Origin of the sequence: Limnohabitans sp. (genome assembly GCF_031538885.1) — a bacterium.
In the GTDB taxonomy this organism is placed as follows: domain Bacteria; phylum Pseudomonadota; class Gammaproteobacteria; order Burkholderiales; family Burkholderiaceae_C; genus Limnohabitans.
In genome coordinates, this window is sequence record NZ_JAVKLW010000041.1 from 1 (window position 1) to 15447 (window position 15447).

At 57.8% G+C, this 15447-nt stretch carries 17 protein-coding genes, 1 tRNA gene and 1 pseudogene; 9 read left to right on the top strand and 10 right to left on the bottom strand.

What is annotated here, in order from left to right; genetic code table 11:
• Positions 1 to 181: 181 nt before the first annotated feature.
• The gene (locus tag RMS03_RS02570; RefSeq protein ID WP_310625550.1) at positions 182 to 382 is read left to right on the top strand and encodes a hypothetical protein; all 201 of its coding nucleotides are present in this window, start codon (positions 182 to 184) and stop codon (positions 380 to 382) included.
• 55 nt (positions 383 to 437) lie between these two features.
• Here the strand turns inward: RMS03_RS02570 and gcvH are convergent, their stop codons facing one another.
• Entirely contained in the window at positions 438 to 800 is a 363-nt protein-coding gene (gcvH, locus tag RMS03_RS02575) for a glycine cleavage system protein GcvH (protein ID WP_310625551.1), read from the bottom strand.
• Positions 801 to 805: 5 nt separating this feature from the next.
• Positions 806 to 2524 carry an electron transfer flavoprotein-ubiquinone oxidoreductase gene (locus tag RMS03_RS02580; RefSeq protein WP_310625552.1) on the bottom strand — a complete coding sequence of 573 codons (1719 nt, stop codon included), beginning with the start codon at positions 2522 to 2524 and terminating at the stop codon, positions 806 to 808.
• A gap of 99 nt (positions 2525 to 2623) precedes the next feature.
• On the opposite strand from RMS03_RS02580, the gene RMS03_RS02585 reads away from it, so the two are divergent.
• Positions 2624 to 3406, top strand: coding sequence for an SDR family oxidoreductase (locus RMS03_RS02585; protein ID WP_310625553.1), 783 nt, complete (start codon positions 2624 to 2626; stop codon positions 3404 to 3406).
• The gene (locus RMS03_RS02590; protein WP_310625554.1) at positions 3403 to 3825 is read left to right on the top strand and encodes a thioesterase family protein; all 423 of its coding nucleotides are present in this window, start codon (positions 3403 to 3405) and stop codon (positions 3823 to 3825) included. Before RMS03_RS02585 ends, RMS03_RS02590 begins: the two co-directional genes overlap by 4 nt.
• On the opposite strand, the gene RMS03_RS02595 is transcribed toward RMS03_RS02590, so the two are convergent.
• Positions 3822 to 4076 (bottom strand): YkgJ family cysteine cluster protein, encoded by a 255-nt coding sequence (locus RMS03_RS02595; RefSeq protein WP_310625555.1) that lies wholly within the window; start codon positions 4074 to 4076, stop codon positions 3822 to 3824. The genes RMS03_RS02590 and RMS03_RS02595 overlap by 4 nt on opposite strands.
• The gene (locus tag RMS03_RS02600; RefSeq protein ID WP_310625556.1) at positions 4077 to 4661 is read right to left on the bottom strand and encodes a peroxidase-related enzyme; all 585 of its coding nucleotides are present in this window, start codon (positions 4659 to 4661) and stop codon (positions 4077 to 4079) included.
• Between the two features lie 80 nt (positions 4662 to 4741).
• On the opposite strand from RMS03_RS02600, the gene RMS03_RS02605 reads away from it, so the two are divergent.
• Positions 4742 to 5137, top strand: coding sequence for a carboxymuconolactone decarboxylase family protein (locus RMS03_RS02605; RefSeq protein WP_310625557.1), 396 nt, complete (start codon positions 4742 to 4744; stop codon positions 5135 to 5137).
• A gap of 5 nt (positions 5138 to 5142) precedes the next feature.
• Here the strand turns inward: RMS03_RS02605 and RMS03_RS02610 are convergent, their stop codons facing one another.
• Complete coding sequence (locus RMS03_RS02610) at positions 5143 to 5694, bottom strand: PAS and helix-turn-helix domain-containing protein (protein WP_310625558.1); 552 nt, start codon at positions 5692 to 5694, stop codon at positions 5143 to 5145.
• A 95-nt stretch (positions 5695 to 5789) separates the two neighbouring features.
• Here RMS03_RS02610 and RMS03_RS02615 point away from each other — a divergent pair, with 95 nt between their 5' ends.
• Both RMS03_RS02615 and RMS03_RS02620 read left to right on the top strand, forming a co-directional pair.
• Positions 5790 to 6494, top strand: a complete 705-nt coding sequence (locus RMS03_RS02615) for a CoA transferase subunit A (RefSeq protein WP_310625559.1) — start codon at positions 5790 to 5792, stop codon at positions 6492 to 6494.
• Positions 6495 to 6544: 50 nt separating this feature from the next.
• Positions 6545 to 7183, top strand: coding sequence for a 3-oxoacid CoA-transferase subunit B (locus tag RMS03_RS02620; protein WP_310625560.1), 639 nt, complete (start codon positions 6545 to 6547; stop codon positions 7181 to 7183).
• 50 nt (positions 7184 to 7233) lie between these two features.
• On the opposite strand, the gene RMS03_RS02625 is transcribed toward RMS03_RS02620, so the two are convergent.
• Positions 7234 to 7307 (bottom strand) — tRNA-Gly (locus tag RMS03_RS02625).
• Between the two features lie 73 nt (positions 7308 to 7380).
• Complete coding sequence (locus tag RMS03_RS02630) at positions 7381 to 8859, bottom strand: NAD-dependent succinate-semialdehyde dehydrogenase (RefSeq protein WP_310625561.1); 1479 nt, start codon at positions 8857 to 8859, stop codon at positions 7381 to 7383.
• An 89-nt stretch (positions 8860 to 8948) separates the two neighbouring features.
• On the opposite strand from RMS03_RS02630, the gene alaS reads away from it, so the two are divergent.
• The 3 genes from alaS to RMS03_RS02645 all read left to right on the top strand — a co-directional run bounded on the left by alaS (position 8949) and on the right by RMS03_RS02645 (position 13552).
• Positions 8949 to 11660, top strand: coding sequence for an alanine--tRNA ligase (alaS, locus tag RMS03_RS02635; RefSeq protein WP_310625562.1), 2712 nt, complete (start codon positions 8949 to 8951; stop codon positions 11658 to 11660).
• 17 nt (positions 11661 to 11677) lie between these two features.
• Positions 11678 to 12304: a TlpA disulfide reductase family protein gene (locus tag RMS03_RS02640; protein WP_310625563.1), complete on the top strand. Its 627-nt coding sequence runs from the start codon at positions 11678 to 11680 to the stop codon at positions 12302 to 12304.
• Between the two features lie 114 nt (positions 12305 to 12418).
• Positions 12419 to 13552 (top strand): transglutaminase domain-containing protein, encoded by a 1134-nt coding sequence (locus tag RMS03_RS02645; RefSeq protein ID WP_310625564.1) that lies wholly within the window; start codon positions 12419 to 12421, stop codon positions 13550 to 13552.
• A 37-nt stretch (positions 13553 to 13589) separates the two neighbouring features.
• Here the strand turns inward: RMS03_RS02645 and RMS03_RS02650 are convergent, their stop codons facing one another.
• The 3 genes and pseudogenes from RMS03_RS02650 to RMS03_RS02660 all read right to left on the bottom strand — a co-directional run.
• Positions 13590 to 14489, bottom strand: a complete 900-nt coding sequence (locus RMS03_RS02650; RefSeq protein WP_310625565.1) for a pseudouridine synthase — start codon at positions 14487 to 14489, stop codon at positions 13590 to 13592.
• Between the two features lie 2 nt (positions 14490 to 14491).
• Positions 14492 to 15217 (bottom strand): tRNA (guanosine(46)-N7)-methyltransferase TrmB, encoded by a 726-nt coding sequence (trmB, locus tag RMS03_RS02655; RefSeq protein WP_310625566.1) that lies wholly within the window; start codon positions 15215 to 15217, stop codon positions 14492 to 14494.
• A 90-nt stretch (positions 15218 to 15307) separates the two neighbouring features.
• Positions 15308 to 15447, bottom strand: a pseudogene (locus tag RMS03_RS02660) (IS30 family transposase); the annotation flags it as partial.

Genomic DNA, 15447 nt, shown 5'->3' on the forward strand with positions numbered 1-15447 from the left:
GCCCACCCTTGACCAGCCTGACGGCCTCCAGCTTGAATTCCAGTGCGTACCGCGCCCGTCGTATCGAATCGCTCATTTCTCTCTCCTAAAACTGATTTTTACCTATCAGCTAAGGAGTACGTTTTTCAGGGGTAAGGTCACTTGGCAAAAACCTGCGGGTGGTTTGTTCTTTTGGCTTACCTTGAATCAGTGCATAGACACGCGTTCATTGTTGGCCGAGGCGATTGAGGCTGGGGTTGCCTTCATGCCTGGTGAGCCATTCATGCCCACCGACACATCGGGCACAGGTCAGTTGCGCTTGAATTTCAGCCATGCCAGCGACGCACAAGCTGAACGTGGATTGGCAACGTTGGCCGCTTTGATTCGACGACATGTCGCTTGAAACAAAGAGGGCTGCTCCTACGAGCAGCCCTCTTCATGGGTGGCTTGCAGCCAATTTAACCCGTGATCGCCTGATAAGCCGAAGCGTCCATCAACCCCTCCAGCTCCGCCGCGTTGCTGAGCCTGACCTTGTAAAACCAACCCGCCCCCTCAGGGTCGATGTTGGCCAGCGAGGGGTCAGCGCGCAGGGCTTCGTTTTGTTCGAGGATTTCTACACTCGCGGGCATGTGCACGTCGGCAGCGGCTTTGACGGACTCGACCACACCAGCCACGGTGCCTTGTGCGGCCACGGTGCCCACAGGGACGAAGTCAACAAACACGATGTCGCCCAGCGTGTCTTGTGCGTGTTGGGTGATGCCCACCAAAGCGGTGTCGCCTTCGATGCGCACCCAAGTGTGTTCTGCGTGATATTTGTTCATAGTCTTTACATGCCGCTGTAGTTGGGGCCGCCACCGCCTTCAGGCGTGACCCAGACGATGTTTTGAGTCGGGTCTTTGATGTCGCAGGTCTTGCAGTGCACGCAGTTTTGCGCGTTGATTTGCAAGCGGTCGGTGTTGTCTTGGTTCTTCACGTACTCATACACACCGGCTGGACAATAGCGGCTCTCGGGGCCTGCGTAGGTGGCGAGGTTGATGTTGACGGGCACCGACGCGTCTTTGAGCGTCAAGTGCGCGGGTTGGTTTTCTTCGTGGTTGGTGTTGCTGATGAACACGCTGCTCAAGCGGTCAAACGTGAGCTTGCCGTCGGGCTTGGGGTAGTTGATTTGGGCGTGCTGCGCGGCAGGCTCCAAGCTCACATGGTCGGGCTTGTGGCCGTGCAGTGTCCATGGTGGGGTGTCGATGCCAAGCTTGGGCAACAGCCATTGCTCGATGCCTGTCATCACGGTGCCAACCCACATGCCTTTTTTGAACCACAGTTTGAAGTTGCGGGTTTGGTTCAGTTCTTTGCTCAGCCAGCTCTTTTCAAACGCAGCAGGGTAGGCGCTCAGCTCGTCGTTGGCGCGTCCCGCAGACACGGCTTCATAGGCGGCGTCAGCAGCCAACATGCCGCTCTTGATGGCGGCATGGCTGCCTTTGATGCGAGCAGCATTCAAGTAACCCGCATCGCAACCAATCAGAGCGCCACCGGGGAACACGGTTTTGGGCAAGGCCTGTGGCGCACCGTTGTTGATGGCGCGGGCACCGTAGCCAATGCGCTTGGCGCCTTCGAGGTGGGCGGCGATGGCGGGGTGCGTTTTCCAACGCTGCATTTCTTCAAACGGACTGAGCCACGGGTTTTTGTAGTCGAGGCCGAGCACAAAGCCGAGGGTGACTTTGTTGTCTTCGAGGTGGTACAAAAAGCCGCCGCCAAAAGCGTCATTGTGTGCGTCGCCTTGCATGGGCCAGCCAGAGGTGTGAACCACCAAACCGGGCTTGGCTTTGGCGGGGTCGACTTCCCATAACTCTTTGATTCCGATGGCAAAGCTTTGTGGGTCGCGGCCTTCAGCCAAGTTGTACTTGGTAATCACTTGTTTGCCCAAGTGGCCACGTGCGCCTTCCGCGAAGATGGTGTACTTGGCGTGCAGCTCCATGCCGATCTGGAAGTTGTCGGTGGGCTCGCCATCTTTTCCAATGCCGAGGTTGCCGGTGGCCACGCCTTTGACCGAAGGTAAACCTTCATGCTCGGCGCCGTCGTCGTTGTACAAAACTTCAGCCGCAGTGAAGCCAGGGAAGATTTCCACGCCAATGGATTCGGCATGTGCGGCCATCCACTTCACCACATTGCAGAGGGACACCACATAGCAGCCATCGTTGTGGAAGTTGCGGGGCAGCAACCAATCGGGTGTGCGTTTGGAGCCTGTTTCGCTGAGGAACAGCACATCGTCGCCCGTGACTTCTTGGTTGATGGGGCAGCCGAGTTCTTTCCAGTTGGGGATGAGCTCGGTCAGGGCCTTGGGGTCCATCACCGCGCCCGACAAAATGTGTGCGCCGGGCTCTGAGCCTTTTTCCAGCACTACGACGGAAACGTCGTTGCCCTTTTCGGCCGCGAGTTGCTTGATGCGAATGGCCGTGGCCAAACCACCGGGGCCGCCACCGATGACCACCACGTCGTATTCCATGGCTTCGCGTGGGCCGAATTGGGCGAGGATCTCTTCTTGTGTCATGTATCTTGTCTCGGTCTGTTGTCAGAGATGGGACAGATTTTAGGGGCAGACATAGATGCGCTTGTCATAATGAAATAACTCAGCAATCAGGAGCTTGGCATGGCGTACAGCATGAATTTATCGGGCCGCGTGGCCTTGGTCACGGGCGCGTCGAGCGGTTTGGGCGCACAGTTTGCGCGAACCTTGTCACGTGCAGGCGCTGCCGTGGTGTTGGCCAGTCGCCGCATGGACAAGCTCAAGGAGCTGCGTGCAGAAATTCAAGCCGAAGGGGGCGATGCCCATGTGGTGAGCTTGGATGTCACCACCTTAAGAAGCATCAAGTCTGCGGTGGCCCATGCCGAGACCGAGGTAGGTAGCATCGATATCTTGGTCAACAACTCAGGCGTGAGCACCACGCAGCGCGTGCAAGACGTGACCGAAGAAGACTTTGACTTCACCTTCAACACCAATGTGAAGGGGTCGTTCTTTGTGGCACAAGAGGTCGGCAAGCGCATGCTGGCGCGCGCCAAGGGTGCCACGCCCGGCTCCTACACGGGAGGGCGAATCATTAACATTGCGTCTGTTGCAGGCTTGCGCGTATTGCCGCAAATTGGACCGTATTGCATGAGCAAAGCCGCCGTCATTCAAATGACCAAGGTGTTGGCGATGGAGTGGGGACGCTTTGGCATCAACGTCAACGCGATTTGCCCCGGCTACATCGACACCGAAATCAACCACCACCACTGGCAAACCGAGCAAGGCCAAAAGCTGGTGAGCATGCTGCCGCGCAAGCGCATAGGCCACCCGCATGATTTGGATGCTTTGTTGGTGCTGTTGGCCAGTGCCGAGAGTTCGTTCATCAACGGGGCCATCGTTTCCGCTGACGACGGGTTTGCCGTATGAGATACGAAATTCCAGAGCGCAAAAAATTGGTCTACGAGACCACCATCCCCGTGCGCTGGGGCGACATGGATGCCATGGGCCATGTCAACAACACCCTTTACTTTCGGTATTTAGAGATTGCGCGTGTCGACTGGCTGCGCCAATTCAATGCCGAGCCCAAGCCAGTGAGCCATGGCCCTGTGATCGTGAATGCGTTTTGCAACTTCTACAAACAGTTGGAATATCCGGGCGATGTGCTGGTGAAGATGTATGCCAGCGACCCCGCACGCACCACGTTTGAAACCTGGGCCACGATGGAGCAAGCGGCCAACCCCAGTGTGATTTACGCCGCAGGCGGCGCCACCACCATTTGGGTGAACTTCCCCCAACAAAAAGCCATCGACTTGCCCGATTGGGTGCGTGAGATGGTCACGCCTTAAGGCGTGGTGCTGGCATCGAGCTGAGTCAGCCAAAGCAAGGCTGCTTCGCGGGTGCTGCCGCACATCTCTGCGGAAGGTTGCAGCCCGCCACAAAAAGCAGGCCGCTCAGGCTTGCCAAACACCGCGCAACGCATGTCGGGCAGCAATTGCACACACGGCACACCAGCCGGTTTGCCGTGCGGCATGCCGGGTAGGGCGCTGGTGATGGAGGGCGCAATGCAACACGCGCCACATCCGCTACGGCATCGCATTTATTTTTGTTTGGGCAAGCGGCCCAGCGTATAAAACTCGGGGTTAGGCGACATGTTGCTGAAGCTCGCCATGCGGTTGCTTAATCCAAAGAAGGCGGTGATGGCGGCGATGTCCCAAATGTCTTCGTCGTTGAAGCCGTGGGCGTGCAAGGCAATGAAGTCGGCATCCTCCACCAAATCACTGTGCTGGCACACCTTCATCGCAAAGTCGAGCATGGCGCGTTGGCGTGGTGTGATGTCGGCCTTGCGGTAGTTCACCGCCACTTGGTCGGCCACCAAAGGTTTTTTCTCGTAGATGCGCAACAGGGCACCGTGCGCCACCACGCAGTACAAGCACTGGTTGGCGGCGCTGGTGGTGGTGACGATCATCTCGCGGTCACCCTTGGTGAGGGTGCTGTCGCGGCCCACCGACTCGGGCACCATCAAGGCATCGTGGTAAGCAAAAAAGGCACGCCACTCGGCGGGACGACGCGCCAAAGCCAAAAACACATGGGGCACAAAGCCTGCTTTGTCTTGCACTTCCAAAATCTTGGCGCGAATGTCTTCGGGCAAGTCTTTGAGTTCGGGGTGAGGGTAGCGGTTCATGCGGGTTCTCCGTGTGTGTGGTGGGCTCGAGCGATTATCCTAGGGCTCATTTCAGACTTGATTGCACTTGAGGAACCTACATGACAAACCCACATGCCCACCCCACCGATGCCGCGTTTCAAAATGGGTTAGCCAAACGCACCCAAGTGATGGGCCAGCCCTTTGTCGACAAAGCATTTGCAGGCACCACCGATTTCACCTTGCCCATGCAGCACCACATCACCCGCGCCGCGTGGGGCGACACGTGGCAGCGTGAAGGCTTGGACTTGAAAACCCGCAGCCTCATCACCGTGGCCATGCTCACTGCTTTGGGTAAATCTCACGAGCTCAAAGGCCACGTGCGTGGCGCACTGAACAACGGCGCGACTCAAGAAGAAATTCAAGAGGTGCTGTTGCACGCGGCCGTTTATTGCGGTGTACCTGCTGCAGTGGAAGGATTCAGGGCTGCGGCTGAAGTGGTGGATGCACCGAAATAAACAGCTCAACCCACCACCAGTTTGTGCACCAAGTCGGCGGTAGTGGATGCTTTGTATTTGCGCATCAGCTTGGCCCGATAGATTTCCACCGTGCGGTGGCTGATGCCTAGCGCTTTGCCAATTTCTTTGGACGTCATGCCTTCCATCAAAAACGCAGCCACTTCGCGTTCTCGTGCCGTGAGCTCGGCACGCACAGGGCGGGTGGCGCTGAGGTCTTCAAAGCTCCAAATGCCAGCCTCATGGGGGGCTGCTCGGTTGAGTGCGCGGCCTGTGACGTGGCACCAAAACGGCTCGCCTTTGAGGCGACCATCGATGCGCTTCATCACGCGGTCATCGGCATACAAGCCCTTGGCATTGAGGCTGAGTTCAATGCGTGCGCCCGTGCGCTCGTACTCGTCCGCGCTGGGGTAGAGCACCTGAAACGATTGGCCAATCAACTGCGCGCACGTCGCACCAAACATGTCACACACGTGTTGATTGCAGCCCACCATGGTGCGGTTGCGTGACAGCACGAGGCCCACAGGCGCAAGATCAAAGGCTTGGCGGTAGTCAATCATGAGAAAACGTGAGGGGGTCTGTGCTTACGAAGAACTACGTAGTTGGTTACGTAGTATCGTAATGTCATTCTGTTGTACTTTGACTGGAGCATCCCTTGAACAAAGTTTTCCCTTCTGCTGCTGAAGCACTCAAAGACATCGTGGCCGACGGCCAGCTGATGGCTGTGGGTGGTTTTGGTTTGTGCGGTATTCCTGAAGCCTTGATTGACGCCTTGCGCGACACGGGGGTGAAGGACTTGACCGTCATTTCTAACAACGCGGGCGTGGATGGTTTTGGTTTGGGCAAGTTGCTTGAAACCTGCCAAATCAAAAAAATGATTTCCAGCTATGTGGGCGAGAACAAAGAGTTCGAGCGCCAATACCTCTCAGGCGAGTTGGAGTTGGAGTTCACGCCCCAAGGCACTTTGGCTGAAAAGCTGCGTGCAGGTGGTGCGGGCATTCCGGCTTTCTTCACCAAAACCGGTGTGGGCACCTTGGTGGCCGAGGGCAAAGAACTGCGCGAGTTTGACGGCGAGACCTATGTGATGGAGCGTTCACTGGTGCCCGAAATTTCGCTCATCAAAGCCGATGTGGCCGACCGCTCAGGCAACCTGCGCTTCAACATGACCGCACGCAACTTCAACCCTGCGGCTGCTACGGCTGGCAAGATTTGCGTGGTGGAGGTGGAGCGCATTGTGGCCACGGGCGAATTGGCCCCTGACGACATTCACTTGCCCGGCATTTACGTGCACCGCATCGTGCACAACCCCACGCCCGAGAAGCGCATTGAAAAGCGCACCACCCGCGACCGTAAAAACTAATTAACTTGCGGGACAGACCTTTAGCGCTGTCCCCAACTGAAAGGCTCAACATGGCTTGGACTCAAGACGAAATGGCCGCACGCGCGGCAAGCGAACTGCAAGACGGTTTTTATGTGAACCTCGGCATTGGCATCCCCACCTTGGTGGCCAACCACGTGCCCGACCACGTGGAAGTCTGGCTGCAAAGCGAGAACGGCATGCTGGGCATTGGGCCGTTCCCCTATGAAGATGAAGTCGATGCCGACCTCATCAACGCAGGCAAACAAACCGTGACCACCATCAAAGGCTCGGCCATTTTTGGTAGCGATCAATCGTTTGCCATGATCCGTGGCGGCAAGATCAACCTCTCCATTCTGGGCGCCATGCAAGTGAGCGAGAAGGGCGATTTGGCCAACTGGATGATTCCCGGCAAGATGATCAAAGGCATGGGCGGCGCGATGGACTTGGTGGCCGGCGTCAAGCGCGTGATCATCTTGATGGAGCATGTGGCCAAGAAAAAAGACGGCACCGAAGATTTGAAAATCTTGAAAGACTGCACCTTGCCCTTGACGGGCGTGGGCGTGGTGGACCGCATCATCACCGACCTTGCCGTGATGGACGTGGTGCCAGAAGGCTTGAAAGTCATTGAGCTGGCCCCTGGCGTGACCCGCGAGTTCTTGCAAAGAAAAACTGGCGTGAGCTTGATTTAACTCAAAGCCTCGCCAACAAAAAAGTCGCTCTGTTGAGCGGCTTTTTTGTTTGGAGCGGGTGATGGGAATCGAACCCACGTTATTTGCTTGGGAAGCAAGAGTCCTACCATTGAACGACACCCGCGAAAGTGATGGCATTGTATCTAGACTTGGCGTGGCCCATGCTGTGCTACGACAAAGATTTAAAGGCCTTACCTCTATTTCAGAATGTCTCCTAAGCAAAGATATTTCATTTCTAAGTACTCATCCATGCCGTGGCTAGAGCCTTCGCGACCCAAGCCCGATTGCTTGACACCACCAAACGGCACATGCTCGCTGGCGATGATGCCGACGTTGATGCCCACCATACCGTATTCCAGCGCTTCGCTCACGCGGTAGATACGACCTATGTCGCGGCTGTAGAAGTAGCTGGCCAAGCCAAACTCGGTGTTATTGGCCGCATCAATCGCCTCCTGGTCTTTGTGGAAGCGAAACACGGGCGCAAAGGGGCCAAAGGTTTCTTCACGCGCACACAGCATGTCGGCGCGGGCGTCGGCAATGACGGTGGGCTCAAAGAACTGGCCTTCCATCTTGTGGCCGCCCACCATGACCTTGCCGCCTTTGGCAATGGCGTCTTGCACATGGCGTTCGACCTTTTGCACGGCGGCGTCTTCAATCAGCGGGCCTTGCACCACGCCTTCGTCAAAGCCGTTGCCCACCTTGAGGGTTTTGACTTTGGCGGTGAACTTTTGCACAAACTCGTCGTACACCGCGTCTTGCACATAGATGCGGTTGGCGCACACGCAGGTTTGACCGGCGTTGCGGTATTTGCTGGCCATGGCGCCTTCCACGGCGCTGTCAATGTCGGCATCGTCAAACACGATGAAGGGGGCGTTGCCGCCCAGCTCTAAGGCCAACTTCTTGATGCTGGGGGCTGATTGCGCCATCAAGATGCGACCCACTTCGGTGGAGCCCGTAAAGCTGATGTGGCGCACGATGTCGCTGCTGCAAAACACCTTGCCAATGGCAATGCTGTTGTCGCTGTCGGCCGTGAGGATGTTGAGTACACCCGCAGGGATGCCAGCGCGCATGGCCAACTCAGCCGCCGCCAAGGCGGTGAGGGGCGTGAGCTCGGCGGGTTTGATGACCACAGGGCAACCTGCTGCCAATGCCGGTGCCACCTTGCGGGTGATCATGGCCAATGGGAAGTTCCACGGCGTGATGGCGGCGCACACACCGATGGGCTGCTTGAGCACCATCAAGCGTCGGTTGTTGTCGAACTGGGGCAGGGTTTCGCCATTGACGCGCTTGGCTTCTTCGGCAAACCACTCCACAAAGCTCGCGCCATAGGCCACTTCGCCTTTGGCTTCGGCAAAAGGTTTGCCTTGCTCGGCCGTCATGAGGCGGCCGAGGTCTTCTTGGTTGGCCATGAGCAGGTCAAACCACTTGCGCAAGAGGGTGCTGCGTTCTTTGCCCGTTTTGCTGCGCCACGCGGGCCAAGCGGCGTTGGCTGCGTCAATGGCGGCCTCGGCGTCTTTGGCAGTGAGATTGGCCACATCGACCAGCTTTTGACCGGTGGCGGGGTCATGTACATCGAAGCGGCTGGCGCCTTTGCCCCATTGGCCGTTGATCAAGGCATCGGTCTTGAGCAAAGTGGGGTCGTTGAGCAAAGAAAGGGGCGCTGTCTTCATGTCCATGAGGGTCTCCAAATTAGATGGCACAGAGCATACCGCTGACCCCGAGTCCGCGATGACTTTAGGGTGACACCGAAACTTATAATTCGAGGATGACTAAACCCCAATTCACCGTCGCTGATATTCGCAAAATTTTTCTGGACTTTTTTGAATCCAAAGGCCACACCGTCGTGGCCTCTAGCCCGCTGGTGCCAGGCAACGACCCCACCTTGATGTTCACCAACTCGGGCATGGTCCAGTTCAAGGACGTGTTCTTGGGGGAAGACAAGCGCTCTTATGTGCGCGCGGCGTCGGTGCAAGCGTGTTTGCGCGCCGGTGGCAAACACAACGACTTGGAAAACGTGGGCTACACCGCGCGTCACCACACCTTCTTTGAAATGCTGGGCAACTGGTCGTTTGGCGATTACTTCAAGCGTGAATCGCTCAAGTGGGCGTGGGAGTTGTTGACCGAGGTCTACAAGTTGCCTGCCGACCGTTTGTTGGCCACCGTCTACCAAGAAGACGACGAGGCCTACGACATTTGGACCAAAGAAATTGGCCTGCCCCCCGAGCGCGTGATTCGCATTGGCGACAACAAAGGCGGCCGCTACAAGAGCGACAACTTCTGGATGATGGCCGACACCGGCCCTTGTGGCCCTTGCTCTGAAATCTTCTACGACCACGGCGACCACATCCCTGGCGGCCCACCCGGAAGCCCCGATGAAGACGGTGACCGCTTCATCGAAATTTGGAACAACGTGTTCATGCAGTTCAACATGGACGAGACAGGCGCAGTCACCCGCTTGCCCGCACCGTGCGTGGACACGGGCATGGGCTTGGAGCGCTTGGCCGCCATCTTGCAGCATGTGCACAGCAACTATGAAATCGACATCTTTGATGTCCTCATCCAAGCCGCAGCGCGTGAAACCGGCTGCAAAGACTTGGGCCACAAGAGCTTGCGCGTGATTGCCGACCACATCCGTGCCACCTCGTTCTTGGTGAGCGATGGTGTGGTGCCCAGCAACGAAGGCCGTGGTTATGTGCAACGCCGCATTATTCGCCGCGCCATTCGCCACGGTTATTTGTTGGGCCAGAAAAAACCGTTTTTCCACAAGCTCGTGCCTGACCTCGTCAAGCTCATGGGCGATGCGTACCCCAACATGGCTTCGCAGGCTGAGCGCATTGCGTCGGTGTTGAAGGCCGAAGAAGAACGCTTCTTTGAGACGCTGGAAGTGGGGATGCAAATACTAAACACTGCTGTCACACATAAGTTTTATGAAGGTGCAGTTCGCGGTGGCGAATTTATGCAAACTAATAATTCTTTACCTCCAGCTGAATTAACTCCAAAAGTTCTTTCAGGGGAAGTCGCTTTCAAACTACACGACACCTATGGTTTCCCCCTCGATTTGACGCAAGATGTTTGCAGGGATCTAGGCTTTGTAGTGGACGAAGCAGGCTTTGCCGCCGCCATGGAAAAACAAAAAAGCCAAGCTCGCGCCGCAGGCAAGTTCAAGATGAACAAGGCCTTGGACTACATCGGCGCAGGCAATACCTTTGTGGGCTATGACAACCTCAAAGCCACCTCCAAAGTGATGGCGGTGTATGTGGATGGCAACTCAGTAGCCGAACTCAAACACGGCCAAACAGGTGTGGTGGTGTTGGACGCCACACCGTTCTACGCTGAGAGCGGCGGCCAAGTGGGCGACGCAGGTGTGTTGGTCAGTGGCTCTGCAAGCTTTGCGGTGGAAGACACCTTGAAGATCAAGGCCGACGTGTTCGGCCATCACGGCACCTTGACCCAAGGCACCTTGGCTGTGGGCGACCATGTGGGTGCCCAAGTGGACGAGCAAGTGCGCGCCGCCACCGTGCGCAACCACTCGGCCACCCACTTGATGCACAAAGCTCTGCGCGAAGTGCTGGGCGACCACGTGCAACAAAAAGGTAGCTTGGTCAATGCCGAGCGCACCCGTTTTGACTTTGCCCACAACGCCCCCGTGACGGATGCACAGATTCGAGAGATCGAAGCTAAGGTCAACGCCGAAATTTTGGCCAACGCTGCGGCACAAGCGCGTGTGATGGACATCGAGTCCGCACAGAAGACGGGTGCCATGATGCTGTTTGGCGAGAAGTACGGCGAGACCGTGCGCGTGCTCGACATCGGCTCTAGCCGCGAGTTGTGTGGTGGCACGCACGTCAAAGCCACGGGTGATATTGGTTTGTTCAAAGTGGTGGCCGAAGGCGGCGTGGCCGCTGGCGTACGCCGCATTGAAGCGGTGACAGGCTCGAATGCTTTGGCTTACTTGCAGTCGCTCGAAAACTCCGTGGCCCAAGCGGCTGGCGCGCTCAAAGCGCCACCGACAGAGTTGAACGCACGTTTGGCCCAAGTGTTAGAGCAAGTCAAAACGCTGGAGAAAGAAGTGTCGGCCCTCAAAGGCAAAGTGGCTTCCGCGCAAAGCGATGAGTTGCTGACGCAAGCGGTGGACATCCAAGGCACCAAGCTCTTGGTGGCCAAGCTCGAAGGGGTAGGTGGTGGAGCTGGCGCGGCCCAAACCTTGCGCGACACCATGGACAAGCTCAAAGACAAGATGAAGTCGGCCATCATCGTGCTGGCCGCTGTGGATGGTGAGAAAGTCAACATCGCCGCAGGCGTGACCGCGGACAACGTGGGCAAAGTCAAAGCAGGCGAGATGGCCAACTTTGTGGCCCAGCAAGTGGGCGGCAAAGGCGGCGGTAAGCCAGACATGGCGATGGCCGGTGGCACCGATGCCGCTGCCTTGCCCAAAGCTTTGGCCAGCGTGCTAGCTTGGGTGACCGAGCGCGTTTGATACGCTGCTTCACACGCATGAACGCACGGTTGCACACACGCACGCAAGCAAGCCCAAGCAGCTTGCAAACAAAGGCCCAACAGGTGTTGGGCCTTTTTGTTGTGCCCGTTGTGAGCTTGCTCGTGTCCAGCGTGTGCGTGACCCAAGCGTGGGCGCAATTCGACCAAACGCGCTGGCCTGCGAACCTGCCAACGCCCAAGCTAGAAGCCATCGATTTGCAAGGCCAAACTTGGGGCTCGGCTGAACTCGCTGGCAAAGTGGTGGTGCTCAATTTTTGGGCCACGTGGTGTGCGCCGTGCAAAGACGAGCTGCCCACACTGCAAACCCTGCACGACATCAGCGACCACCAAACTGTGGTGTTGACCATCAATGTGCGCGAACCCGCCGCACGCGCTGCGCGTTACATGCAAAGCACGGGCATGACCTTCCCCGTGATTTCGGATGCCAAAGGCGAGTTGGCCAAACGCTGGGGTGTGACGGTGTATCCCACCACCATCCTGATGGCTCCCAATGGCCAAGCGCGCTGGCGCATCGTGGGCGATGTGGATTGGAGCGGGGCGCAGGCCAATGCGTGGTTGGCCGATGTACGTCAAAACGCTTCGTTGACCCACACGGTGCTCAAGCCCGTCACCCCCAAGCGATAATTCACGCGCCTTGCGTACTTTGCGCGAGGTGACCTGCCTTCGGGGCATTGGCGCGACATGGTTTGCGCCTCGCATGTGCCGACAGGTCTCCTCACTTATTCGGAGCTCTCTTTCATGACTCTCGTGCGTCGTTCCCTTCTCAAGGGGGCTGCAGCTGCGTGTGCCCTCAGCGGTGTGCCCAGCTTTGCCTTGGCCCAAACCAGCCCCTCAACATCTGCGCGTCGCTTCGAGCCCCAAGCGGGCCAATGGCGCACGTTTGAAGTCACCACCCGTGTGGACTTGGCCGACGCAAAAGGGGCCTCCCGTGTGTGGTTGCCTGTGCCCAGCATCAACTCGGATTGGCAGCGTTCGCTGGAAAGCAGTTTTCAATCGAACGGCACCTCACGGATGGTGAGTGACGGCACCGACGGTGCGCGCATGCTCTACAGCGAGTTCGTGGCGGGCGTGGCCCCATTTGTCGAAGTCACCAGCCGCGTGCAAACGCAAAACCGTTTTGTGGACATCGCCCAGCCCACCGCGCACACCTTCACGCGTGTAGACGCAGACACCTTGCGCTACTACACCCGTGCCACGCATTTGTTGCCCACCGACGGCATCGTGCGCACCACGGCCCTCAAGGCCACACAAGGCGCGAAGACCGATGCACAAAAAGCCCGCGCCATTTACGACTGGGTGGTGGCCAACGCATGGCGCGAACCCAAGACACGTGGCTGTGGCGAGGGCGACATCAAAACCATGTTGGAGACCGGTAACTTGGGCGGCAAGTGCGCCGACATCAACGCCTTGTTTGTCGGCCTGTGCCGCTCGGTGGGCGTGCCCGCACGCGATGTGTATGGCTTGCGGTTGGTGCCCTCGGCCTTTGGCTACAAAGAGTTGTCGGGCAACCCCGCTAGCTTGAAAGGCGCACAACACTGCCGCGCCGAGGTGTATTTGCAAGCCCACGGTTGGGTGGCGATGGACCCCGCCGATGTGGTCAAAGTGATGCGCCTAGAAACGCCTGAGTGGATCAAGCGCACCGACAACGCCGTGGTGCAGCCCGTCTACAACCGCCTGTTCGGTGGCTGGGAAGGCAACTGGCTGGGCTGGAACACAGCCCACGATGTGACGCTGCCCAGCAGCAAAGAAGAGCGCTTAGGCTTCTTGATGTACCCCGTGGCGGAGACGGTAGATGGCCGCGCCGACTCTTATGCGCCTGACACGTTCAAGTACCAAATCACGGTACGCGAAATCAAGGCTTCAAGCCTTTGAAGCCTTGGGCTTGCCCGATGCTTCTGCGCGTTGAGTTTCACAGCGCAATGCTCAAACGCAACGCGCTTTGAAATTCACGCGCCTCGCCCGTGATGGGGTCGGTGAAGGCCACGCCTTTGGCCAGCAGCTGCAAGGGCTGGCTGAAGTCCTCCTCCGCATCTGGCCCACGTAACACCGTGGGGTAAAACTGGTCGCCTTCCAGTGGCAAACCCAGGGCCAGCATGTGGACACGCAACTGGTGGCGCCTGCCGCTGACGGGCTCTAGCTGGTACAGCGCACGTGCGCCTTCGACCTTGAGCAGGCGAATGCGTGTCTCGCTGTTGGGCGCGCCCGCCACTTCTTGTGTTCTGAAAAAAAGTGTGTCGGGTTGCAGGCGGCTTTGATGGATGCGCGGTAGCGCTAACGCAGGGTTGTAGGCCGCCACCGCCTCGTACACCTTGTGCAGGGCCTTGTCGCGAAACAGTGCGTGGTAGGCGTCGCGGTCAGCTAAGCGCTTACCAAACATCACCAAGCCTGCGGTCTCGCGGTCAATGCGGTGCAGTGGCACGAGGTCGTCAAGGCCTGTGAGGTGTTTGAGTTGCACCAGCAAACTTTGTTGCACATAACGGCCTGCGGGCGTGACTGGCATGAAGTGGGGTTTGTCCGCCACGATCAAGTGCGCATCTTCAAACACGATGCTGGCTTTCTGGGGCAGCACCGGCTCGTTGGCGATGTGGCGGTAGTAGCAGAGCTGGGTGTGCGGTGTGTAGGCCTGTGTGGCCGCGACGGGCTGTGCCGATGCGTTGAGCACCAAGCCTTGCGAAAAACGGTGCAGCCACTCCTCGCGCGAGATGTCGGGCATGCGCTCTAACAAAAAATCCAGCACCGTGGCCCAAGGGCCAAGCGGCAGTGTCACGCGGCTTGGGCCGACGCCGTGGCGCGTGGGAATGCGCGACAAACTCAGACCTTGGTGAAGACCAAGTCCCATACGCCGTGGCCGAGTTTCAAGCCACGGTTTTCAAACTTGGTGAGCGGGCGGTAGGCGGGCTTTTCGGCAAAACCGCTGGGGTCGGTGGCGGTGTTTTTGAGCAAGGGCTCGGCAGACACCACATGCAACATTTGCTCGGCATACGGCGCCCAGTCGGTGGCCAAGTGCAGGTAGCCGCCGGGCTTGATGTGTTGGGCTAAGCAGTTGACGAACGCGCTTTGAATCAAGCGGCGTTTGTGGTGACGGCTTTTGTGCCAAGGGTCGGGAAAGAAGATGTGTACGCCGTCTAAGTTGTTGCCGCCCAGCATGTAGTCCATCACCTCCACCGCGTCGTGCTGCACGATGCGGATGTTGCCAATGTTTTCTTCACCGCAGCGCTTAAGCAACGCACCCACGCCAGGTGCATGAACCTCGCAACACAAAAAATTGTCGTCAGGGCGCGTGTGCGCAATCTTGGCGGTGGCGTCACCCATGCCAAAACCAATTTCCAAAATCAGCGGAGCGGCACGGCCAAACGTGGCAGAAGCATCCAAACGTTCAGGCGCATAAGGCACTAAAAACTGCGCCCCGAATTGATCAAACGCCCGCACTTGGCCAGAACCCATACGACCCGCACGCAGCACATAGGTTTTGATGACGCGCATGAACGGCGCGTCGGTGTTTGTGGTGTCGGGGGCGGTGGGCGTGTCGGCGGTCATGGTAGGTAAGTTTTTGAATAACCCGTGATTATCGTGGGACTAACGCATGCCAAATTTTGGTGAATTTACAGAATCTCAAATCAGGCGGACTCAAGGACGAAGTGCAACACGCTTTAACGAGGCATGGAATACCTCGTGAGGTGTCTTGAATCCTAGTCGCTTTCTGGGGCGGTGATTCAATCGGTTTTCAATCATAGTCAATTCCTCATCCGTCACGGTTTCCATGCGGC

What these genes read in the sequence shown, in the direction of transcription:
- gcvH (WP_310625551.1), bottom strand. Translation starts at nt 800, where the DNA reads ATGAACAAATATCACGCAGAACACACTTGGGTGCGCATCGAAGGCGAC.
- RMS03_RS02580 (WP_310625552.1), bottom strand. Translation starts at nt 2,524, where the DNA reads ATGACACAAGAAGAGATCCTCGCCCAATTCGGCCCACGCGAAGCCATG.
- RMS03_RS02585 (WP_310625553.1), top strand. Translation starts at nt 2,624, where the DNA reads ATGGCGTACAGCATGAATTTATCGGGCCGCGTGGCCTTGGTCACGGGC.
- RMS03_RS02590 (WP_310625554.1), top strand. Translation starts at nt 3,403, where the DNA reads ATGAGATACGAAATTCCAGAGCGCAAAAAATTGGTCTACGAGACCACC.
- RMS03_RS02595 (WP_310625555.1), bottom strand. Translation starts at nt 4,076, where the DNA reads ATGCGATGCCGTAGCGGATGTGGCGCGTGTTGCATTGCGCCCTCCATC.
- RMS03_RS02600 (WP_310625556.1), bottom strand. Translation starts at nt 4,661, where the DNA reads ATGAACCGCTACCCTCACCCCGAACTCAAAGACTTGCCCGAAGACATT.
- RMS03_RS02605 (WP_310625557.1), top strand. Translation starts at nt 4,742, where the DNA reads ATGACAAACCCACATGCCCACCCCACCGATGCCGCGTTTCAAAATGGG.
- RMS03_RS02610 (WP_310625558.1), bottom strand. Translation starts at nt 5,694, where the DNA reads ATGATTGACTACCGCCAAGCCTTTGATCTTGCGCCTGTGGGCCTCGTG.
- RMS03_RS02620 (WP_310625560.1), top strand. Translation starts at nt 6,545, where the DNA reads ATGGCTTGGACTCAAGACGAAATGGCCGCACGCGCGGCAAGCGAACTG.
- RMS03_RS02630 (WP_310625561.1), bottom strand. Translation starts at nt 8,859, where the DNA reads ATGGACATGAAGACAGCGCCCCTTTCTTTGCTCAACGACCCCACTTTG.
- alaS (WP_310625562.1), top strand. Translation starts at nt 8,949, where the DNA reads ATGACTAAACCCCAATTCACCGTCGCTGATATTCGCAAAATTTTTCTG.
- RMS03_RS02640 (WP_310625563.1), top strand. Translation starts at nt 11,678, where the DNA reads ATGAACGCACGGTTGCACACACGCACGCAAGCAAGCCCAAGCAGCTTG.
- RMS03_RS02645 (WP_310625564.1), top strand. Translation starts at nt 12,419, where the DNA reads ATGACTCTCGTGCGTCGTTCCCTTCTCAAGGGGGCTGCAGCTGCGTGT.
- trmB (WP_310625566.1), bottom strand. Translation starts at nt 15,217, where the DNA reads ATGACCGCCGACACGCCCACCGCCCCCGACACCACAAACACCGACGCG.